Here is a 20,681-nt window from a genome sequence, read left to right as displayed (position 1 = left end):
CGAAATATTTATGGTTTGAGCTCTCAAAATGAAGACCGATAGTTGCTATATGCCCTTCGTTCTTTGTCGCTCAATGGGAGGGCGACCCAACAGGAGATAACGATGTTTGCTGCCATACGGCGCTTTAAGGGTTTGTTCGCAGTTGCCGCCTTGGGGATCGCGGTTTCATTCGTGGCTGTCGATATGGCAGAAGCACGCCGTGCCAGCGGCGGCTTCGGCAGCCGTGGAACGCGGACCTTTTCGGCACCGCCCGCGACCAATACAGCGCCGGGCCAGGCCGCGCCGATCAACCGTAGTATGACGCCCAACACCAACCCGACGTCTCAGCCGAATGCGGCCCAGCCGGCGCGCCCAACAGCGCAGGCACCGCAGCAGAACCGAGGCATGTTCGGTGGCATGATGGGCGGTCTCATGGGTGGCCTGTTGATGGGCGGCCTGTTCGGCATGCTGATGGGCGGCGGTTTCGGTGGTATGGCAGGCTTCTTCGGCATGCTGCTACAGGTGCTGCTGGTCGGCGGTCTTGTGATGCTTGCCATGCGCTTTTTCGCATCGCGTCGCCAGGGCCAGCCGGCCTATGGCGGAGCTTCCAGCTCAAACAATGCGCGTAACGACTATTTCGGCAATGACGGAAAAGGGCAGGGTGGCTTCAAGATCCCGCAGATGGGTTCCAGAGCCGGCGCCTTTGGTGGCGCTGCTGCGGCAACGGCGGCTGCCGCGCCAGCTGCGCCGAAGCCCGCGCCGCATGAAAACGCCATGTCCGAAGGCGATGAAATCGGCGTGACGCATGGTGACCTCGAAACCTTTCAGCACATGTTGCAGCAGGTACAGTCTGCCTATGCTGCCGAGGACTACGGTACGCTTCGCAAGCTCACCACACCGGAAGCCATGTCCTATCTGGCCGAAGAGCTCAGCGATCACGCAACGAGCGGCGTGAAGAACGACGTGCGCGATGTGACGCTACTCCAGGGCGACGTTGCGGAAGCATGGCATGAAAACGGTCAGGACTACGCCACTGTCGCTATGCGCTACTCGGCAATCGACATCATGCGTGATCGCACCACCGGAAAGGTGATTGAAGGCAACGAGCACGAGCCGGAGGAATCGACCGAGATGTGGACCTTCGTTCGCAAGGATGGTTCCGAGTGGCAGGTCGCAGCCATCCAGGCTGCGGCGTAAGCTCTCACTTTCTTAAATAATAAAGGCGTCGGGATTTGTATTCCGGCGCCTTTTTGTTTTACCGCTTTGCACTGGTCAGCAGTCGCTTTCGGCAGATGCCCTGAATGCCGGAAAAAGGAGCGCCGCATCCTTGTCCATTTATTGCCTTTTTTTGTTCATCCCGCATTCAGTCGCAGCCTTTTAACCCAGAAAGGCACACGTCAACGTGAACCGCTCGCGTTTTAGCAAATGCGCGCATAGGCGGAACCGCCGCCTTCTATTCGCGTTGACAATCCGAACTTCGGGCCGACCCACGGACAAACCCGAGTAGAGGAACACGGCGACCGATCATAAGCGCGGTCCGCGAAATGGAGAGCTTTAACGATGAAACGCTTCGACCTGATCGACGGGATGCGCGGCTATTTCCTCGTCTTTATGCTGATCAACCATCTGGTCTTCGCAGGCGGTTTCTGGCTGGTGGAAATCAACCACCGTCAGTTTGCCTTCGTTGAGGACGCGCAGGGCTTCGTGTTCCTGTCCGGCCTGCTGATCGGGATGGTGTATGCCCGCAAGATGGTGAAATACGGCTACGAGGCCGGGCGCGACATGATTTGGAACCGCGCCCTTGAACTGTACAAATACGCAATGGGGCTGGTGATTGCAGTCCTCTTCGCGCGCATGGTCATCCCGCATGCGCCTTATATCTGGTACAACTGGCTCGGCATGACATCGTTTGACGATCCGCTGCGGTTGGCAGCGATTGCCACCTTCCTGTTCCAGCCGACCTTCATGGACATTCTGCCGCAATATATCGTCTACATGGTTTTCGCGCCGTTCCTGGTGAAGCTCTGCCTCGACGGCAAATGGGCCTACGTCATGGCCGGTTCGCTCTTGGTGTGGATGGCGGGTCAGCTCGGTCTGCAGCAGCTTTTCACCACGCCGATGAACGAGGTGGTGAAGGGTGTAGACGAGCAGGGCATTCGCGTCAGCTTCAACCTGTTCGGCTGGCAGCTCGTGTTCTATACCGCCTTGGTCCTGGGTGCGATGACGGCGCAGAACCGCATTCCGTGGACCAAGATCTTCTCGCCGGAGCGCAGCTGGATTGCAAAGGCCGCGCTGATTGTCTGCGTCTTTTTCGTTCCGCTGCGTATTGCGACGGCCTGGAATCTGATGCCGGAATTCATGCTCGGCAAGTTCTCGACCATGGAAATCCGCGCCGATTTCGGCCCGGTCTACCTGATCAACTTCCTGGCGGTTGGCGTTGGCCTGACATGGCTGATCATTGCCGGTCCGAAGCATCACAACCCGATCGTACAAAAGATCGCCGCTGGCGTGATCTGGGTGCTGTCTTTGAAGTTTCTGCAGCTTCTCGGCCGCCACTCGCTTCAGGTCTATGTCTGGCATGTCGCCATCGTCTACGGCATCTACTACCTGGATGGCCGCACTGCGGAACTGACGCAAATCCAGAAGACCGCGATTGCCGTCGTCGGCATTGCGATGCTGGCAATCCCAGCCCTCTGGCGCGAACGCGACAAGTGGATCGGCGACAGCCAGAAGACTGCTGGCGCCTGATACGGCAACACAGCGACAATCCTCTACGGGGTGGCACGTGCCGCCCCGTACTTGCGTTTCAGGGCTTTTCTTTCTATATGCAGCGCTTGAAAATCCAAGCTTCCATGTCTCGCTTGAGGCTGAGCTTCATGGATTTGACGACAGGCGGCGGGGCCTTTACCCCCGTTATGACTGACGATTGGAAAAACCTTGAATACGCTCGACTTTGACAAGAAGCCGGAAGACACCCGGATTGTCGTTGCCATGTCCGGTGGCGTCGATTCCTCCGTAGTGGCCGGCATTCTCAAGCGTGAGGGCTATGACGTCCTCGGCATTACCCTCCAGCTTTACGACCACGGCGCCGCCGTTCATCGCGCCGGCTCCTGTTGTGCGGGCCAAGATATCGACGATGCGCGTCGCGTCTGCGAAACGCTCGGCATTCCCCATTATGTGCTGGATTATGAAGCGCGCTTTCGCGAAACCGTGATCAACCCGTTTGCAGAAGCTTATGCCATGGGCGAAACGCCTGTGCCCTGCGTTGCCTGCAACCAGACGGTCAAGTTTGCCGATCTGCTCGCCACCGCCCAGGAACTGGGTGCAGATGCACTGGCGACAGGTCACTATATCCGCTCGCGTCGTAACCCCGTGCCGGGCAATCCCAACCGCCGCGCGCTCTATCGCCCGATCGATAGCGACCGTGACCAGAGCTGGTTCCTGTTTGCCACCACGCAGGAGCAGATCGACTATTTACGCTTTCCGCTTGGCGGGCTGTCCAAGGCGGAAACACGTGCGCTGGCGGAAGAGATGGGGCTTGTCGTTGCCAAGAAGGCGGACAGCCAGGACATCTGTTTCGTGCCGCAGGGCAAGTATACCGACATCATCAACAAGCTGAAGCCGAATGCAGCGCTTGTGGGTGATATCGTGCATCTGGACGGCCGCGTGCTTGGCCGCCATGACGGTATCGTGCATTACACGATCGGCCAGCGCCGCGGCATAGGTGTCGCAACCGGCGAGCCACTCTATGTTGTGCATCTCGACGCCCGTGGCCGCCGCGTGATCGTGGGCCCGCGCGAGGCGCTGGAAACCCACCGCGTCTATCTGCGTGACATGAACTGGCTGGGCGACGGCGCGCTTGAAGACGACGCCGCCGGTGGCTTCGCCTGTTTCGCCAAGGTCCGCTCCACCCGCCCTCCGGCAGAAGCCGTTCTTCATACAGACGAGAAGGGCATCTATGTGGATCTCACCATCGGCGAGGCCGGCATCGCACCCGGCCAAGCCTGTGTTCTCTACTCCGCACCCGGACCAGACGCGCGTGTCTATGGCGGCGGTTTCATCGAGCGTTCGGAGCGCTCCGCGGAAGCGGAAGCATCGCTCAAAGCGCTGCTCGCCAACCCGGTCGCAGCCTGAAATCGGGCCGTGGGCTGGGGCTGTAGAAAGACTGACTTTTTGCGCAGGTTGCGCTTGACACCTTGGGGAGCGGCACCTTATAAGCCGCTCATCCTGATGAAACGGGCCGCAGATCGCAGCTTTGTTTCCCTCGTGGCGGGGTAGCTCAGGTGGTTAGAGCAGCGGAATCATAATCCGCGTGTCGGGGGTTCAAGTCCCTCTCCCGCTACCATTCTCTCACTAGTTGTTTTAGCTTCAGCAGATCAAGATCTTGGATAGTGCTGAACGCGTGCGCCTTGCCCGTTGTTTATCAGGTTAAACCGCCGTCCTATCAAATGCGCTGCATCACAACGCACTCACGACAACCAGCCCGACCAAGAAGATTATGACCAATGGCACCATGACGCGACGCACTTTGCGTTCCGCTTCGGTTTTTGGTGTGTTGGCGCCGCCGAACAGGCTGCCCAAGAGCGATTCAATGAAGCATGAGATCATTCCAGTTTAACCGTTCACGCAGTTGGGAATGGAGCCCGCCTGAATGGCGGGCTCCATGATTTTACCAGCGGTAGTCATATCCGCCTCTACGCCACTCACGCTCGCGCTCCCACGCTCGGCGCTCGTGCCATTCTCGTCTCGCCTGGCGCTCGCGCCACTCTCTCCGGGCTTCCCACGGATCTCTGCGATCCCAGGCACGCTCGTAACGCGGGGGTCCGTTTGGACGGCAGAAACCGCGCGGCGAGAGGTGGTATCCGCGCCCGCAGGCATAATCGACCGTCTGGATATCGGTCATCGTGGGTGCTGCAGGCCGGGCGAGAGGCATTGCACTCGCGCCTGTTCCCATCAAACCGCTGACCAGTAACGCAACGCTTAGAACGATCTTGCGCATTTTCATCACTCCTCTGTGAGTGACCTCATTTAGCTCTCGGTCGCGTGAACGGCTTCTGAATGGATTTTGATCATTTCATGGCAAAAAGGTGCCTGGATGCCTGGAAGCAATCCGGCCACTTCGTGCCATGTATTTCTTTTAACGTCGCCGGTAGATGGAGTTGTTCGCTCCGCTATCGGCCCAGTCCCTGCCGTTTTCGCGGCGCCAGTCACATCGCCCCGCATAGGGATGGGAGACGTCGTTCTGTCCGTAACCACAGGATTGACCGCGTGCGCCCATGCTGCCGTATCCGGCGCCGTTGTAACGGTCATCGACGCAACTGCTCAAAAAGCCGATCGATAAAAGGCAAATTGCTGCGCTCAGAAATTTCATATCTTTTCTCCAGGTGAGTGAGAACAACTGTCTCTTACGTTCTCGGTTCCTCGCGACCGGGAAGCATCCGAGCTTGTTCTGACGTTTGTGGGGGGTTCTTGAGTCGCCGCCGGTTTGTTCCGCCACAGCGGAAATATATAAATAGGAACAGAGTGCCCTCCGACTTGTTGGATTAGCGTAACGACAACAACGCTTGGAGGAAAGCAGATGAAGAAGATTCTCGTTGGAACGGTTTTTGCGTTGAGTTTTGCGTCTTTGGCGATGGCTCAGGGTGCGGGTAGTGGTTCTGGAGGCGCTGGTGGCTCTGGCGCTGCCGGTGCGGGTTCCAGCTCAAGTTCTGATGGTACCGGTACCGGTGCAGGCGCTGGCGGTGCATCTGGTACCGGCGCATCCGGAACCGGTTCATCCGGCGCTGGCACGACCGGCTCAGGCACGACGACCGCACCTGGCACAACGGCGCCTGGCACGAATGGCTCCGGTGCCGCATCTCCCACGCCAAATTCTGATACCAACAACACCGACTGCGCGCCCGGTGCAAATGGAAATCAGGGCACAACAGCCGGCAACTCATCTCAGACAAATTGCCCGGCCAATTAACGTGCAGGCATAAACATGACAGAAGGGAGCGCTGGCTTGCCAGACTCCCTTTCCTGTATTGCAACTTAACACAAGCTCCCTAAGGCATCCACATGGAATCTCAGCGCCGAAGAGGGCGAAAGCTTCGACATCATAGAGGCTGAGGTAAAAACTGCTCGCAGCCGAAAGGGTGTGGCGATTTCTCGCGTGTGGACATCGGAAAACCGTCGCAGAGCTTAGCCTTGGTGTAGGCCAGTTCACGAATGTCGTTGATAAAATACCACACGGCTGGAACTCTGCTTCACCCTACGGTCTTATAAATGTTAGTGTTGTCTTATGTTTGTCACATAGCGTGATCGCGGCTTCGCACTATGGAGCAAAATGTGGGCGCACGGTAGGGTTGCGCCCGTTTGGAGAGGGATATGGATTGCCTTTTAGGCAAGGACATCAACGAGGTAGGGTATTATTCCTGGGACGTCACCGAGAACTGGCTTTCGCTAGACCGGGTGAGTGCCGCGATCTGCGGGTTTTCGGAGGCGGAAGGGGCGGAGGGAATGACGATCGAGGCGTTTCTGATGAGGGTCGCACCATCCAGCCGGGAAAGAGTAGCGAAGGCCATCCACGACAATCTCCTCAATGGCAACCTGTACCAGGAGGATTATGAGATCGAAATCGATCCTGAGCGTTATCGGTGGATCAGAGTTGGGGGCCGGATCATTTACGATCGAGACAGGATGCCGATCAAAGGTGTTGGCTGGATGATAGACATAACTGTAGAAAAACTGCTTGGCGGTGTGGGGCTGCGCCAGTAAAATCACACGCCATATGCCACACGAGCCGCAGGTGGCGCGGCTCGTGGAGTTTTGGCGCTTTCGCTGCGCCTCTTACCAGCTCTGGCGTCCATACCAGCTGTCGACATCGTCTTTGACGCGGTCTTTTTCGACGCCGTAGCGCTCCTGGATCTTGCCTTCCAGCTGGTCGCGCTTGCCTGCAATCTGATCAAGGTCGTCATCTGTGAGCTTGCCCCACTGTTCCTTGATCTTGCCCTTGACCTGCTTCCAGTTACCTTCTACGCGGTTCCAATCCATGATGTGTCTCCTCTATTGTAGTCTGTCAAAGTAACGGCTGAAAGAAGAGCCGGTTCCAATTATTGAGTGATTGATAATTGGTTAAAATCTGATTCGACTTCTGATTCGATCGGGTGTAGAACTTAATCGTTCACGGAAATTTACATCGTTTGTCAGCATGTTACGGGAGGATGAGCCTTGTCGTACGCGGCATTTCAACGAGTTGGCGCACAATTGTCGCCCCAGCAAATTACGGATCTGCAGACGATCTTTGACGGTGTTTGTTTCGAGTGCCTTGAAGATCGCAGCAGCCCGGTTGCCAATGAGTGCGCTGCCATACTGATCCGCAGCGCTCAGCGCGGCATACTCGATCACGATCTGCTTCGAGATATCGGAAAAGCGGTTCTGAGGCGCCACTGACGTAAATCGGGCGCTACGGATGTGACGCCGATCTGTTATGGATGGCCCAAAACGCCGGAGCAGGTCTGAATAGCTTCAATCCGCTTCGGTTTTAGTTTCAGTTAGAGAGAAGCGCCCGGTCAATTCCGGGCGCTTTTTCGTGTCAGGCTTTTTCCTGTACGTGGGCTTCCAGGAACCAGAGCGATTTATCGAGATCGCGAGAGGCCGCGGTGAAGATATCGGCCGTATTGGCGTCGCCCGCCTCATCCGCCTCATCGATCGACTTGCGCACCAGATTGGCGACGTCGCCATAGCGCTCGATCAGCTCTGCCAGGTGGTCATGGATCTTGTAGATGTCAGTGGGGTAGGCCTTCAGCTTGGTCGTGGAGGACACGCTTTGGAGGCTTCCAAGTGCGGTGCCGCCCAGCTGAACGGCGCGTTCGGCGACAATGTCTGTGTGGTTGTCGATCAGCTTGCGGAAGCTGTCGAGCAACTCGTGGACTGCGATGAACTGAGGGCCCTTGAGGTTCCAGTGGGCCTGCTTGGTCAGAAGCGCCAGGTCGATCATCGAGGCGAGCGCTTCGTTCAAAAGCCCGATTACCGTTGCCTTGGCGTTGGAGGGCAGGTCGTTTTTGGTCTTGTGAGTCTTCATTGTCATCTCCTGAACGGGTGCGGAAACGCTCCGCATCTTCATTTTCACGAGAGCAACGGACAGGGCCGTATGATGTTCCGCCGCGTTTCAGAGGCGCGTCGAAAATTCCGCCCCGCTATGGCGAAGGTTCAGTTTTCCGGATAGTCGCTGATGATTTCGCGACGCAGCAGCGTCAGTGAGCGGTCCGGCTCTATACGGTAGGTTTCCAGAGCGAGACGACCGTCACCGGTTCTGAAACTGTGGCTCATTGTGGAACCGGCAGGGGCTTTGGTCAGCCTGCTATGCGGTTGACCGCCATAGGTGATGCTGCCGGGGATTGGCTCGACACTTGAGGCCGTCGAAGTACAGGAGGCAAGCGCCAGAACGAGAAGAAGGCTGAGCTTTCGCATGATGGTCCCATGGCTCTCACAGAGTGAATACTAATGAGTTTAACTCAGGTTCGGTGGCGTGTGTTCCGGATTGCGGTGCATGGCGATCTTATCGGCGCATCGAGCCATGAAAAAACCCCGCATCGGGGAACGATGCGGGGTTCAGTCTCGGGAAGTTTCGTCGTTCGGTATCAGTCTTCGTTGGCCGCAAGCTGCGTCAGAACCTGTCCACGTCCACGGATACGCATGATCAGCGGAATGATGAAGGCGGCGGCAGCGACGAGGAAGAGGCCGACGGCAATCGGCGAGGTAAAGAGCACCGAAGGATCACCCTGACCGATGGCCAGCGCACGGCGCAACTGCTGTTCGGCCAGCGGGCCGAGGATAAGGCCAACGACGGCTGGCGCAATCGGATAGCCGAAGATGCGCATGATGTAGCCGAGGATACCGAAGGCCAGCAGCATGCCGAGTTCGAAGACCGAGGGGTTGGCGCCAATGGTGCCGAGCGTCGCAAACAGCAGAATGCCAGCATAGAGCCATGGCTTTGGAATGGTCAGCAGCTTCACCCACAGGCCGATCAGCGGCAGGTTCAACACCAGGAGCATGAGGTTGGCGATGAAGAGGCTGGCAATCAGGCCCCAGACGAGCTGAGGGTTGGTGGCAAACAGCAGCGGGCCGGGTTGCAGGCCGTATTGCTGGAAACCGGCCAGCATGATGGCAGCCGTTGCCGTGGTGGGCAGGCCGAGCGTCAGAAGCGGAACGAGCGTACCGGCAGCCGAGGCATTGTTGGCCGCTTCCGGACCGGCCACACCTTCGATGGCGCCTTCGCCGAATTCTTCCGGATATTTGGTCAGCTTCTTCTCGGTCGCGTAGGACAGGAAGGTGCCGATTTCCGCGCCGCCCGCAGGCATGGCGCCAATGGGGAAGCCGATTAACGTGCCGCGCAGCCATGGCTTCCAGGAGCGTGCCCAATCCTGCGCGCTCATCCAGACCGAACCTTTGACGGCTTCGACCTTGTCTTCGCCTGTCTGGCCTTGAGCCACGATGAAGAGTGTCTCGCCGATGGCGAACATGGCGACCGCCAATGTGGTGACCTCGATGCCATCGAGAAGATCCGGCACCCCGAAGCTCATGCGCGTCTGACCCGTCAGCTGGTCGATGCCGACAATCGCAAGGGCAAAGCCGATGAAGAGCGAGGTAAGGCCGCGCAGCGCGGAATCGCCGAAAGCGGACGAAACGGTAACGAAGGCCAGAACCATCAGCGCAAAATATTCGCGCGGGCCGAAGACCAGCGCCAGCTTGACGATATAGGGCGCGACGAAGGCGAGCGCGATCGTTGCGATCAGACCGGCGACGAAGGAGCCGATGGCCGCGGTGGCAAGCGCTGGACCGCCACGACCCTTGCGAGCCATCTTGTTGCCTTCCAGCGCGGTCACGATCGAGGCGCTTTCGCCTGGCGTATTCAGCAGGATCGAGGTGGTCGAGCCACCATACATGCCGCCATAATAGATACCGGCGAACATGATCAGCGAACCTGCGGGATCAAGCCGGTAGGTGACGGGCAGGAGAAGGGCGACGGTCAGCGCCGGGCCGATACCGGGCAGAACGCCCACGGCGGTGCCGAGCGTCACGCCGATCAGCGCGTAGAGCAGGTTCATGGGTTGGGCTGCAACCTCAAGACCGTGCAATAGAAATTCGAATGTGCTCATAGACAGATGTCCCCCTGTCGGGCGAGGCTGCCGCGGAGTTCGCATCCCGCTGCGGTCAAGCCTCTGATCTTTGTTGTTCTAAATTGTGGTCGCACTCAGATGAAAAGCTGTTCGAACGGACCAGCCGGAAGCGACAGTTGCAGCAGACGCGCGAAGATGAACCAGACGACGAAGCTGATCACGATGCCGAGCGGGATCGAGTAGTGCAGCTTCTTCTTTCCGAAGGCGCGTGCGGTAAAGGCAAACAGCAGGCCGGTGGCGATCGAAAAGCCTGCAATGTTCAACAGGAGCATCTGTGCAGCAAGACCGGCAACAACCCAGACAACGGGTGCGACCTCCTGTTTGTCACGCTCAGGAAACTCTCCGCGCCAGGCTTCGATGGCGGTCCAGATCGCCAGACCCACAAGACAGAAGGCGATGGCATAAGGCACGGTGGCGGGGCCGACCGGCGAATAGCCGGTAACGCTGGCCAGACGGCCGGAATCCCAGAAGATGACGGCAGCGATGGCGACGAGCGCCACCGCGATGAGGAGCGCCGCCCAATCAGGGCGGCGTTTTTGTGTCTGTGAGGGGTTGATACCCTGGCTCATTTTACAAGTCCGATGTCTTTGAGAATGGTCTCGGTTGCAGCCGTATCCTTGGCAAGTTCGGCCTTGAAGGCTTCACCGGCGAGATAGGTATCCGTCCAACCCTTCGTCTTCAGCGTTTCCTGCCACTTGGCGGATTTGACCAGCTTCTCGATATCGGCATTGACGGCCTTTTCCTGATCGGGCGTTAGGCCGGGAGGAGCGGCAACCATGCGCCAGTTCTGCACGACCACGTCGAGGCCGCTGTCCTTCAGGGTCGGTGCGTCAACGCCCGGAAGCTTCTCTGCGCTGGTGACAGCGAGAAGGCGAAGCGTTCCAGCCTTCACCTGGCTTTCGAATTCGCCATAGCCGGAAATACCGGCAGTGACCTGCGCGCCGAGGATGGAAGCAAGCGCTTCGCCGCCGCCGGAATAGGCGATGTAGTTGATCTTGGTCGGATCGACGCCTGCTGCCTTGGCAATCAGGCCCGCCGTGATGTGGTCGGTGCCGCCAGCCGAACCGCCGCCCCAGGACACGCTGCCCGGATCCTTCTTCAGCTGCTCGATAAGTTCAGCCATCGTCTGGATCGGCGAGGAGGCCGGAACAACGACCGCCTCATATTCACCGGTCAGACGCGCGATCGGGGTGACGTCCTTGAGGGTCACAGGTGCCTTGTTGGTGAGGATAGCGCCAACCATGACATAGCCACCAACGATCAGCGCGTTGGCGTTGCCCTTCTGCTGGCTTGCGAACTGGGCCAGACCGATGGTGCCGCCGGCGCCTGGAACGTTTTGAACCTGCACGCTCTTGGAAATGCCTTCTTCCTGCAGAACCGTCTGCAGCGAGCGGGCCGTCTGGTCCCAGCCGCCGCCCGGATTGGCAGGCGCGATGATGGTGTAATCAGCAGCTGCTGCGGGAAGAGCGATGGCGCCAGCCAGAAGCGAGGCGAGGAAAAAATGCTTCAAAGTGAATCCTCCTTGAATGCCGTTTGGGCATCGTTGCGATCATTGACAACGGAAGGAGCACGCAGATTTGCCGACATGGCGCGAAGACGCTGCCTGTTGAACGGTACACTGCGATGAGACTTGCCTCCCGCTTCCTCACCCGCCTCCACGGCATGAAGAAGAATTGCAGAGCACCACACAAAGCTGTCATTTAACTGACGCTGATGGAATGTTGCGGCGTTTACCGGCTGTTAATTTTTGCGGCGAGGGCTGTGACGTGCGGTTTGCGTGAAGTTTTCTCATTCCTGTGCGTGTCGCAGGAATAATGGGAAAGGTTAGCCGTCTACTGCGACCGCAACGCCTCGTTCCAGCGCTCGATGATGCGCGCACGCTTCACCTGATCGAGATAGACCATCAGGCCGGGGCTGACCGGGACAGGGCGCAATTGTGCGCCATGGATGGCCTGCATTGTGTTGGCGGTGTTTTCGCCGGCCACTTCCGGGCTGACGGCCGGAATCTGCAGCTGCCGTGCCATGATGGTCTGGCCTTCCTTCGACATGAAAAACTGCAGGTAGCGGCGTCCGAGTTCCGGATTGGCGGCGGCTTGCGGCACGAGGCCGATGCGCGACATGACCACGGTATAGTCGCTGGGCAGCATGATACCGACATCCGGGTGGCGGGCGGCCCAGTCTGCGGCGTAGGACCCGAGGATGTTGTAGCCCAGCACGAAGCGGCCATCGGAGATGCGTTCCAGAATGGCGGAACTGGTGGAATAGACTTTTACACCTGCGGCCCCCATGGCTTTGATGACATTCCAGATATCTCCGAACTGCTCCTGGTCGCGCGACATGAAAAGGAAGCCGACGCCGGAGCGCTCGATGTCATAGGTGGCAATGCGGCCATGCACATCTTTGGCGTGGCGTTGCAGATACTCGACGAATTCAGCCCGGCTCGCGGGTGGCTTCTCGTTGACGAAGCTTGGCTTGTGATAGACGAAAACGGCGGGCTCGAAAGTCAGCGCGTAGGCGGTATTGCGCCAATTGGCCCAGGCGGGCCAAAGCGCGCTGCCGGGCAGATCGGAGCGCTGCGCGTAGCCGTCATTGCTGAGCTTTACCTGCAAGTCCATGGCGGAGGAGAAGGCGAAGTCCGCCGTCCTTCTGCCGCTATCGGTCTCCTCCACGATGCGGTCGTAAATCTCGCCGGTCAGCATGTCCTCATAGGATACGGCGACGTCCGGGTTGGCGCGCTGGAATCCTTCGATCATCGGGGTCGCCAGCGGCTCATCCAGCGAGGAGTAGACCACCAGCGTCTGGACGTCCGCCTTGCCGGACAATGCCGGAAAAAGCACTGGCTGCGCCTGAGACGCGGCACTGCCTAGAAGAAGGACACAAAGAGCAAGGGCGATACGCATGGGTGCGATCATGCCGCAGGGCGGTGCTCTTCACAAGTCGGGCCTGCATAAGCGTCTGCTTTCTCGCGCAGACCATTCACAAGCGATATCGACTTCGCTAACGTCTGGATGAGAGAGGGGTTTTACGCTTGCGCATTCTGCTGGTGGAGGACAATCAGGTTCTGTCGGAGGGACTGTCTGCGCTGTTGCGCGGCAGCGGCTATGCCGTGGATGTGGTGTCGGATGGCAATTCGGCGGATGCGGCAATTGCGGCGGAGAATTTCGACCTCGTCATTCTCGATCTCAACCTGCCGGAAAAGGATGGCATCGACGTGCTGCGCTCCATGCGCGCGCGCCAGGACAAGGCGGCCGTTCTGATCTTGACGGCCCGCGGCACGCCGGAAGAGAAGGTCAAGGGACTCGATCTCGGCGCTGACGACTACATGATCAAGCCCTTCGATATTGCCGAGTTCGAGGCGCGGGTGCGCGTGCTTTTGCGGCGCAATGCGGGCCTACGCTCCTCTCTCGTCAGCTTCGGCAATGTCTCTTTCGATCTCACCTCACGCACCTTTTCCGCTGGCGGTCATCCGCTCGATCTGCCGGCGCGCGAAGTGGCATTGCTCGAGGTTCTGTTCATGCGGGCGGGCAAGGTCGTGGCGAAGGAAGCCATCGTTCAGTCGCTGACCGGTTTCGATGACGAGCTTTCCGGCAATGCCATCGAGCAATATGTTAGCCGTCTGCGCAAGCGGCTTGCACCCCACGGGCTGACGGTGAAGACCGCGCGCGGCATCGGTTACTATCTCGAAAGGCTGGCTGAGGCTGCCGAATGAGGAAAGTGGCCTATTCGCTGCGGCGCAGGCTTCTCGGCTGGCTGCTGGTGTCTACCGCGATCATCGGCTGCGTGGCGCTTGCCGATACCTATCGCGAGGCAATCAACACCGCCAACATCGTGTCCGACCGGGTGCTGTCTGGCTCAGCGCTAGCAATAGCGGAACGGGTGGTGGTGGCGGAAAATGGCACGCTTGAGGTCGACATCCCCTATGTCGCGCTGGAAATGCTGACGTCGGCGGCGCAGGATCGCGTCTTTTATCGGGTGGATGGCCCGAACGGCCAGTTTTTGACCGGCTATCAGAACCTCCCTTCGGTGAACGGTCTGCAAGGCGACAGCCCACGCTTTCAGGATGCGGTGTTTCGCGGCGAGCCGATCCGCGTTGCGGCGCTGCGCCGCTTTGCCTCCACCGGCATCAATTCCGTGCCCTTTACCGTCACCGTTGCGGAAACCACCATTGCCCGCAGCCGGCTTGCCCGCGCCATCATCCTGCGCTCGGCGCTACGCCTGCTCTTGATGATTCTCGGTGCTGCGGCCATCGTCTGGGTGGCGGTGACGATTTCGCTTCGCCCGCTCTATCGCTTGAGCGAGGCGATTGGCGAGCGCAGCCCGGACGATCTGCATCCTATCCGGCAATCCGTGCCGGTTGAGGTTGAAAATCTGGTGGAGACGGTCAACTCCTTCATGGTGCGGCTGCAATCGGCGCTTGATGCGCTGCGTCACTTTACCGGCAATGCCAGCCATCAGTTGCGCACGCCGCTTGCCATTATCCGCACGCAGCTCGCGCTCGCTGCGCGCGCCCAGACGCTGGAAGAAGCCAAGGCGGCGGCGAAGAAGGGCGATGCTTCCGTTGCCCATGCAGAGCATATTCTGGCGCAGCTTTTGCGCATGGCCAATATCGATGCCGCAGGCTCGGGCGAAAAGCAGAGCCTCGTCGCGGTCGATCTCGTGGCGCTCGCGCAGTCCGTGACGGCCGATTTCGTGCCGAGCGCGGCAGAGGCCGATATCGATCTCGGCTTCGAGGAGGTCGAGTCCGCAATGGTCGAGGCCGAACCGCTGCTGCTTCGAGAGCTTCTCGGCAACCTTATCAGCAACGCGATTGCTTACGCTGGGCGCGGCTCGGAAATCACCGTGCGGGTGCGCAAGATCGAAGGCAGAGCCTGTCTGGAAGTGGAGGATAACGGCATCGGCATCCCGCCTGAAAAACGCGCTGTCGTGCGTCAGCGTTTTGCGCGCGGCGAGGGGAATGTGGCGCCGGGAGCCGGTCTGGGATTGGCGATCGTCGAGGAGATTGCGACGCTCTTCAAGGCGCAGCTTGTTCTCGAGGATGGGACCGATGGGCGGGGCTTGAAAGCGTCGATCCGCTTCTGATCGGTCAAGATGGAAGGGGCAGGGGAGCTGATCGCCATCCCGCCCGTTCCAGAAGGTTTATTCGTTCACCTTGTCGATGATCTGCATCATGATGTCGGCGCAAGCCTTCATGGGCTCGTCGTCCGCACACTTTACGTCGATCTTGCTGTCGCCGTTTTCGATGCGGAAATGCGCGCCCTTGGCAGGCGGCGGCGGAGGAGGCATGTGACCGCGTGGACCGTCAGGGCCTGGGCCATCTGGGCCGGGGCCGCGTTCCATCGGGCCGCGAGGACCTGGCGGTGGCGGGGGCGGAGGTGCATCAGGCTTGGCCATGCCATCGGCCGGCGGTGCTGGCGGGGGCGGCGGAGGTGGCTGCTGCGCGAAAGCGGTTCCGGCCGCGAGGAAGAGTGCGGCGCCTGCGATAATCAGCTTTTTCATGAGGAAGCCTCTTCGTTGTACTGCGCAAGAGAAACGGCGCGGCGCGCCGTCAGTTGCTTATTGCCCAAAATTAATTTCGGCTTCCCCGAGGCTTGGCTATCAGCCCATCCGCTCCGACGCATAGGATCCCGGGCTTGGCGGGAAGACCACGGTGCGGTTGCCGTTGATGAAGGTGCGGTGGTGGATGTGGGCGTGGATGGCGCGGGCGAGCACCTGGCTTTCAACATCGCGGCCGAGCGAAACATAATCCTCTGCCGACTGTGCGTGGGTGATGCGCACCGTGTCCTGCTCGATGATTGGGCCTTCGTCGAGATCGGCGGTGACGTAATGGGCGGTGGCGCCAATCAGCTTCACGCCGCGCTCATAGGCCTGCTTGTAGGGGTTGGCACCCTTGAAGCTTGGCAGGAAGGAGTGGTGAATGTTGATGATCTTGCCGGACATCTTGCGGCACATGTCATCAGACAGAACCTGCATGTAGCGCGCCAGCACCACGAGTTCGGTGCCGGTGCTTTCGATCAGGTCGTTCAGCTGCGCTTCTGCCTTCGGCTTGTTTTCCTTCGTCACCTTGATGTGGTGGAAGGGGATGTCATGGTTGACGACGACCTTCTGGTAATCGAAGTGGTTGGACACGACGCCAACGATATCGATGGGCAGCGCGCCTATCTTCCAACGGTAGAGCAGATCGTTGAGACAATGGCCAAAACGCGACACCATCAGCAGCGTCTTGGTACGCTCGCCATCATGGAATATTTCGGCTTCCATCTTGAAACGCTCGGCAACCGGCGCGAAGCCTTGCTTGATCTCTGCAAGCGACACGCCCTCTTCTGAAATGAAGGAGACGCGCATGAAGAACTTGCCGGTTTCGAGATCGTCGAACTGCGAGCTATCGACGATATTGCAACCCTTTTCCGCGAGATAGCCTGAGATGGCGGCGACAATTCCGCGTGTCGATTGGCAGGCTACGGTCAATACATAGGTCGTCATCTGGTCTGTCCCCTCGCGGTCTTCCTGGTGCCTAATAGCGCAAGCAGGCGTCAGCGCAAGTCTTCCGCTGCATCCCTTTCACGCTTCAGATCAATGTGTTGAATTCATAAGGCACGCAAGGCGCGCTGAACATGCCGGGAGCGACATCCGATGTTCAAAGCAGGAGTGCATTGACGCGGCGTGGGCAAGCGCATTCGGCTCGCGGAAAGCCGCCGCGCTGTGGCGCGCGGCAGGCTTGAAGCGCTTCAATCAGGCGCAAAACTGTCGCGCAGGGTCTCGAAGCAGACCACCTGGTGAGCAAGCAGTTGCTTCTCGGCATCGCGGCGCACGAAGATCTTGAACATGGCATTGCCCGCCGCATTCATGAACCAGACCGAAAGCGAACGGCGTCCGTGGAAGGTGCGGTCGACGAAGGCAATGGAGACGCACGCCTCCTTCTTGATATGGCCCCCAATCGGGCTGTCACCATGGATGTTGAACCAGCCATGGCCTTCGCTGCCTTCCGGCAGCGTGCCCGCCACTTCGAAGACGATATCCGGCGTCTGGACTATAATCAGGATTTCGCCCCAGCTGCGCAGCTCTTCCCAGATGGCGTTGAAGCTTTCGGCAGGAGCCTGGATTGCGGCACCGCGCGGCAGGATCGCCAGGATCTCGGCAGGCGTCACGTTTGCCTTGCCGGCAATGGCTTCGACCACGCCATCCGGCTTTTCGGCCAGTGCTGCTTCAGCGCGGCGGCGTCGCTCATCGGCTTCGTCTGTCATCAGCGCACTCATCGTCATGCGGCGACCGAAAGTGTTTCGCCGTTCTTGTCCTCATGGATGATGACGTCGAAGCCTTCGAAATGCGGGCCGGAGAGATACTCGACCTTGCCGCGATTGTTGCCGGCATTAGCGTGTGCTGCACGGAACTGCTCGGAGCGCGTCCAAGCGGTGAAGTCTTCCTTGGTGGCCCAGACGGTGTGGGAGGCATAAAGCGTATGGTCTTCTGCCGTCGCGCCCTTCAGCATGTGGAATTCGAGGTAGCCCGGCATTTCGCTGAGGTGGCGCTTGCGCTCGCGCCAGATGGTCTCGAAGGCTTCCTCATAGCCCGGGACGACGCGGAAGCGGTTCATTGCAATAAACATTTTTGTCTCCATTAAGTGGTGTTTGACAGTCAGGATATTGAGCGCTTCGCCAAATGAAAAGAGCAAAATCTAAAAGGTAGGTGAAATACTCCACTTTAATGGATTGTGTGTGTTTTAAAGATGTGTAAATAACTCAACTTATGTGCGGCGGTCTTGCCGCGCTGTTCGATAGCAGGGTTCTCACATGCCGATTTCCGTTCGTTCCGCTTTCCTTGGTGTTCTTTTGCCAGCGCTGGTCACTGCCGTGCCGCTCCCGGCGGGGGCATCTGAGAAGGGCAATCCGGACGCCAAGCGGATCGTCTCGGTCGGCGGCACAATCACGGAAATTCTCTACGCGCTTGGTGCGGGCGACCGGGTGATTGCCCGCGATTCGACCAGCACCTATCCCGCAGAGGTCACCGCCAAGCCGGATGTCGGCTATATGCGGGCGCTCTCTTCCGAAGGCGTTCTGGCGCAGAAGCCGGACCTGATCCTGTCTGAAGATGGTGCGGGCCCGCCGGATGTGATCGGCATTCTGAAAGCCAGCGAAGTGCCGATGGTGACGGTGGATACGCCCCCGGATGCCAAGGCGATCGGCAAGAAGATCGAGGATGTCGGTGCGGCTGTCGGCCTTGCGGACAAGGCCAGGGTTCTGGCCGATAAGGTCGATGCCGACTTGGCTACTCTCTCCAAGGATGTGACCGCCGTCGGGACCGAGAAAAAGCGTGTGCTCTTCGTGTTGTCCATGGCGGGTGGGCGCATCATGGCCGCGGGCAAGGATACCGAGGCGGCAGCGATCATCGAGCTTGCAGGCGGCGTCAATGCCGCACCTGAGATCACCGGCTACAAGCCGCTGACGGATGAGGCGGTGATTGCCGCAGCCCCCGATGTCATTCTTACCATGCAGCGTGGCGATCACGCGGCAAAGCCAGACGATGTCTTTGTGCTGCCCGCCTTCCAGTCCACACCTGCCGCTGCTGCAAAAGCCTTGATCAGCATGGACGGACTTTACCTGATCGGCTTTGGTCCACGCACGCCCGCTGCCGGACGCGAGCTGGCGTCGAAGCTCTATCCGGAGATCGTCAAGCCGTGAGCGCTGTTGCAGTGAATGCAACAGTGGGAAGAGTGCCGGGGGATCGGTCCCGCAAGGGTCTACTTACCCTAGTCGCGCTCTGCCTCATCCTGCTTCTCGCCTGCCTCGTGTCGCTGGCAAGCGGCCCAACCGGTGTGGGCTTACATGAACTCTGGCTCTATTTTACCGGCGGTGCGGCGGACATGGATGCGCGCGACCGCGTTATTCTTGAGGCTGTGCGTTTACCCCGCACCGGGCTCGGCCTGATGATCGGCGCGGCACTTGCCGTTTCCGGTGCGATGATGCAGGGGCTGTTTCGCAATCCACTGGCCGATCCGGGGCTCGTCGGCGTCACCTCCGGCGCTGCTCTTTTCGCGGTGGCTGCTCTGGCGCTGGGCGGCGGGGTTCTGGCACCCCTTTCGCTGTTTCTCGGCGTTCACTTTCTGCCGGTGGTGGCCTTTGCCGGTGGGCTGATCAACACCTTCCTGCTTTATCTGATCGCCACCCGCAATGGGGCGACGTCGACCACGGTGCTGATCCTTGCTGGTATTGCGGTGGCTGCTTTGAGCGGCGCGCTGACCGGCCTGATGATCTTCATGGCCGATGACCGGGCGCTGCGCGACATCACTTTCTGGAGCCTCGGGTCTCTGGGTGGTGCAACGTCGACCAAGGTGCTGGCGACGCTGCCCTTCGTGCTGGCGATCCTTGCCAGCATTCCCTTCGTTTCCAAGGGGCTCGATGCGCTGATCCTTGGCGACGCGGCAGCCTTCCACATGGGCATTCCTGTGCAGCGGCTGAAGCGCATCGTCATCGTTGTGGTGGCGGCCGCTTGTGGCGCGAGTGTCGCAGCCGCCGGCTCCATCGGCTTCGTTGGCATCGTCGTGCCGCATCTGTTGCGCCTCGTCATAGGCTCGTCGCATCGCTTCCTGTTGCCGTCATCGGCAATCGGGGGAGCAGCACTGCTGCTGCTGGCCGACAGTTTTGCGCGCACCGTTGCTGCGCCTGCCGAACTTCCGATCGGCGTGGTGATGGCGCTGATCGGCGCGCCGGTCTTCCTCTTCCTGCTGCTTGGCAAGAACGGCCTCGGGTTGAGGAGCACGACATGATTTCGGCGCGCAATGTCACTGTCACGCGTGGACAACGGCACCTCATCGATAACGTCTCGATCAGCCTTTCGCCCGGCACATTCAGCGTCATTATCGGCCCGAATGGTGCTGGCAAATCGACGCTGATGAAGGTGTTGTGCGGCGAGCTGGCGCCGGATGCGGGAGAGGTGGCTTATGGCAATGTCGACCTCTCCGTCTTCTCTCCTGTGCAGCTTGCCCGTCTTCGCGCCGTTTTGCCGCAGAGCACGGTGCTCGCCTTTCCCTTCACCGCACTGGAAATCGTGCGGATGGGAGCCGTCGCCCAAGGTTCTCGCATTCCCGATGAACAGGCACGACGGGCGCTTGCGAAAGTGGGTTTAAGCGGTTTTGAGGGGCGAGCCTATAATATGCTGTCGGGCGGAGAGCAGCAGCGGGTGCAGTTTGCCCGCGCACTTGCGCAGGTCCCGTATCCGCTGGAGAATGGCGAAAGCCGCGTGCTGCTGCTGGATGAACCGACTTCAAGCCTCGACCTTGGCCATCAGATTTCGGTCCTGGAAACAGCCAAAGACTTCGTTGCCGCTGGCGGCACGGTGCTGGCGATCCTGCATGATCTCAATCTCGCAGCGGAGTTTGCCGATCAACTTATCGTCATGCATCGAGGGGCTGTGACGGCTTGCGGATCAGCGCTCGAAACCATCAACGACGAAACGATTGCGCGTGTCTATGGCGTGGGTGGCGCAGTGGGGCGTCTGCCAGCCGATCACATTGCCTATGTGCTGCCGCAGGCGCGTCATCGTTAG

23 protein-coding genes and 1 tRNA gene are annotated in these 20,681 nt (G+C 59.5%); 11 read left to right on the top strand and 13 right to left on the bottom strand.

Annotated elements, in window-relative coordinates:
• Positions 1–102: 102 nt before the first annotated feature.
• The 4 genes from ACQZ5M_RS04570 (at position 103) to ACQZ5M_RS04555 (ending at position 4,324) form a co-directional block, all read left to right on the top strand.
• The gene (locus ACQZ5M_RS04570; RefSeq protein WP_449079163.1) at positions 103–1,176 is read left to right on the top strand and encodes a Tim44 domain-containing protein; all 1,074 of its coding nucleotides are present in this window, start codon (positions 103–105) and stop codon (positions 1,174–1,176) included.
• Between the two features lie 363 nt (positions 1,177–1,539).
• Positions 1,540–2,727, top strand: a complete 1,188-nt coding sequence (locus tag ACQZ5M_RS04565; RefSeq protein ID WP_296020556.1) for an OpgC family protein — start codon at positions 1,540–1,542, stop codon at positions 2,725–2,727.
• Positions 2,728–2,916: 189 nt separating this feature from the next.
• Complete coding sequence (gene mnmA / locus ACQZ5M_RS04560; RefSeq protein ID WP_449079162.1) at positions 2,917–4,113, top strand: tRNA 2-thiouridine(34) synthase MnmA; 1,197 nt, start codon at positions 2,917–2,919, stop codon at positions 4,111–4,113.
• A 134-nt stretch (positions 4,114–4,247) separates the two neighbouring features.
• Positions 4,248–4,324, top strand: a tRNA-Met gene (locus tag ACQZ5M_RS04555).
• A 324-nt stretch (positions 4,325–4,648) separates the two neighbouring features.
• Here ACQZ5M_RS04555 and ACQZ5M_RS04550 read toward each other — a convergent pair.
• On the bottom strand, positions 4,649–4,978 hold the full coding sequence (locus tag ACQZ5M_RS04550; protein ID WP_449079161.1) for a GCG_CRPN prefix-to-repeats domain-containing protein: 330 nt from the start codon (positions 4,976–4,978) through the stop codon (positions 4,649–4,651).
• A gap of 138 nt (positions 4,979–5,116) precedes the next feature.
• The gene (locus ACQZ5M_RS04545) at positions 5,117–5,350 is read right to left on the bottom strand and encodes a hypothetical protein (protein ID WP_296016670.1); all 234 of its coding nucleotides are present in this window, start codon (positions 5,348–5,350) and stop codon (positions 5,117–5,119) included.
• Positions 5,351–5,557: 207 nt separating this feature from the next.
• Between ACQZ5M_RS04545 and ACQZ5M_RS04540 the strand changes: the two genes are divergently transcribed.
• A complete protein-coding gene (locus ACQZ5M_RS04540; protein ID WP_296016672.1) occupies positions 5,558–5,947 on the top strand; it encodes a hypothetical protein in 390 nt (129 codons plus the stop codon).
• Positions 5,948–6,348: 401 nt separating this feature from the next.
• Positions 6,349–6,738 carry a PAS domain-containing protein gene (locus ACQZ5M_RS04535; protein WP_296016675.1) on the top strand — a complete coding sequence of 130 codons (390 nt, stop codon included), beginning with the start codon at positions 6,349–6,351 and terminating at the stop codon, positions 6,736–6,738.
• Positions 6,739–6,810: 72 nt separating this feature from the next.
• On the opposite strand, the gene ACQZ5M_RS04530 is transcribed toward ACQZ5M_RS04535, so the two are convergent.
• From ACQZ5M_RS04530 to ACQZ5M_RS04500, 7 genes are all read right to left on the bottom strand, one after another.
• On the bottom strand, positions 6,811–7,014 hold the full coding sequence (locus tag ACQZ5M_RS04530) for a CsbD family protein (protein ID WP_296016676.1): 204 nt from the start codon (positions 7,012–7,014) through the stop codon (positions 6,811–6,813).
• A 541-nt stretch (positions 7,015–7,555) separates the two neighbouring features.
• Complete coding sequence (gene dps, locus ACQZ5M_RS04525) at positions 7,556–8,050, bottom strand: DNA starvation/stationary phase protection protein Dps (protein WP_296016686.1); 495 nt, start codon at positions 8,048–8,050, stop codon at positions 7,556–7,558.
• Positions 8,051–8,172: 122 nt separating this feature from the next.
• Positions 8,173–8,433, bottom strand: coding sequence for a hypothetical protein (locus tag ACQZ5M_RS04520; protein ID WP_296016677.1), 261 nt, complete (start codon positions 8,431–8,433; stop codon positions 8,173–8,175).
• A gap of 170 nt (positions 8,434–8,603) precedes the next feature.
• Positions 8,604–10,121, bottom strand: a complete 1,518-nt coding sequence (locus ACQZ5M_RS04515; RefSeq protein ID WP_296016679.1) for a tripartite tricarboxylate transporter permease — start codon at positions 10,119–10,121, stop codon at positions 8,604–8,606.
• A 95-nt stretch (positions 10,122–10,216) separates the two neighbouring features.
• A complete protein-coding gene (locus tag ACQZ5M_RS04510; protein WP_296016680.1) occupies positions 10,217–10,711 on the bottom strand; it encodes a tripartite tricarboxylate transporter TctB family protein in 495 nt (164 codons plus the stop codon).
• A complete protein-coding gene (locus tag ACQZ5M_RS04505) occupies positions 10,708–11,652 on the bottom strand; it encodes a Bug family tripartite tricarboxylate transporter substrate binding protein (RefSeq protein ID WP_296016682.1) in 945 nt (314 codons plus the stop codon). Before ACQZ5M_RS04505 ends, ACQZ5M_RS04510 begins: the two co-directional genes overlap by 4 nt.
• Positions 11,653–11,974: 322 nt before the next feature.
• Positions 11,975–13,042, bottom strand: a complete 1,068-nt coding sequence (locus tag ACQZ5M_RS04500; RefSeq protein ID WP_296016684.1) for an ABC transporter substrate-binding protein — start codon at positions 13,040–13,042, stop codon at positions 11,975–11,977.
• A gap of 128 nt (positions 13,043–13,170) precedes the next feature.
• On the opposite strand from ACQZ5M_RS04500, the gene ACQZ5M_RS04495 reads away from it, so the two are divergent.
• Positions 13,171–13,851, top strand: coding sequence for a response regulator (locus ACQZ5M_RS04495; protein WP_112358502.1), 681 nt, complete (start codon positions 13,171–13,173; stop codon positions 13,849–13,851).
• Positions 13,848–15,221, top strand: coding sequence for a sensor histidine kinase (locus ACQZ5M_RS04490; RefSeq protein WP_449079160.1), 1,374 nt, complete (start codon positions 13,848–13,850; stop codon positions 15,219–15,221). Before ACQZ5M_RS04495 ends, ACQZ5M_RS04490 begins: the two co-directional genes overlap by 4 nt.
• Positions 15,222–15,278: 57 nt before the next feature.
• Here the strand turns inward: ACQZ5M_RS04490 and ACQZ5M_RS04485 are convergent, their stop codons facing one another.
• From ACQZ5M_RS04485 to ACQZ5M_RS04470, 4 genes are all read right to left on the bottom strand, one after another.
• Positions 15,279–15,638: a hypothetical protein gene (locus ACQZ5M_RS04485; protein WP_296020224.1), complete on the bottom strand. Its 360-nt coding sequence runs from the start codon at positions 15,636–15,638 to the stop codon at positions 15,279–15,281.
• A gap of 99 nt (positions 15,639–15,737) precedes the next feature.
• Positions 15,738–16,622: a formyltetrahydrofolate deformylase gene (gene purU / locus ACQZ5M_RS04480; RefSeq protein ID WP_296020221.1), complete on the bottom strand. Its 885-nt coding sequence runs from the start codon at positions 16,620–16,622 to the stop codon at positions 15,738–15,740.
• Between the two features lie 245 nt (positions 16,623–16,867).
• Complete coding sequence (gene hutX, locus ACQZ5M_RS04475; RefSeq protein ID WP_449079159.1) at positions 16,868–17,383, bottom strand: heme utilization cystosolic carrier protein HutX; 516 nt, start codon at positions 17,381–17,383, stop codon at positions 16,868–16,870.
• 14 nt (positions 17,384–17,397) lie between these two features.
• Positions 17,398–17,745 (bottom strand): antibiotic biosynthesis monooxygenase family protein, encoded by a 348-nt coding sequence (locus tag ACQZ5M_RS04470; protein WP_296036309.1) that lies wholly within the window; start codon positions 17,743–17,745, stop codon positions 17,398–17,400.
• 184 nt (positions 17,746–17,929) lie between these two features.
• Between ACQZ5M_RS04470 and ACQZ5M_RS04465 the strand changes: the two genes are divergently transcribed.
• The 3 genes from ACQZ5M_RS04465 to ACQZ5M_RS04455 are packed head-to-tail and all read left to right on the top strand — an operon-like array spanning position 17,930 to position 20,681.
• Positions 17,930–18,817 carry a heme/hemin ABC transporter substrate-binding protein gene (locus ACQZ5M_RS04465; protein WP_449079158.1) on the top strand — a complete coding sequence of 296 codons (888 nt, stop codon included), beginning with the start codon at positions 17,930–17,932 and terminating at the stop codon, positions 18,815–18,817.
• Complete coding sequence (locus ACQZ5M_RS04460; RefSeq protein ID WP_449079157.1) at positions 18,814–19,902, top strand: FecCD family ABC transporter permease; 1,089 nt, start codon at positions 18,814–18,816, stop codon at positions 19,900–19,902. Before ACQZ5M_RS04465 ends, ACQZ5M_RS04460 begins: the two co-directional genes overlap by 4 nt.
• Positions 19,899–20,681: a heme ABC transporter ATP-binding protein gene (locus ACQZ5M_RS04455; protein ID WP_296078324.1), complete on the top strand. Its 783-nt coding sequence runs from the start codon at positions 19,899–19,901 to the stop codon at positions 20,679–20,681. Before ACQZ5M_RS04460 ends, ACQZ5M_RS04455 begins: the two co-directional genes overlap by 4 nt.

The organism is Rhizobium sp. 22-785-1 (assembly GCF_053521965.1).
This window is presented reverse-complemented; position numbering and strand designations above follow the sequence as displayed.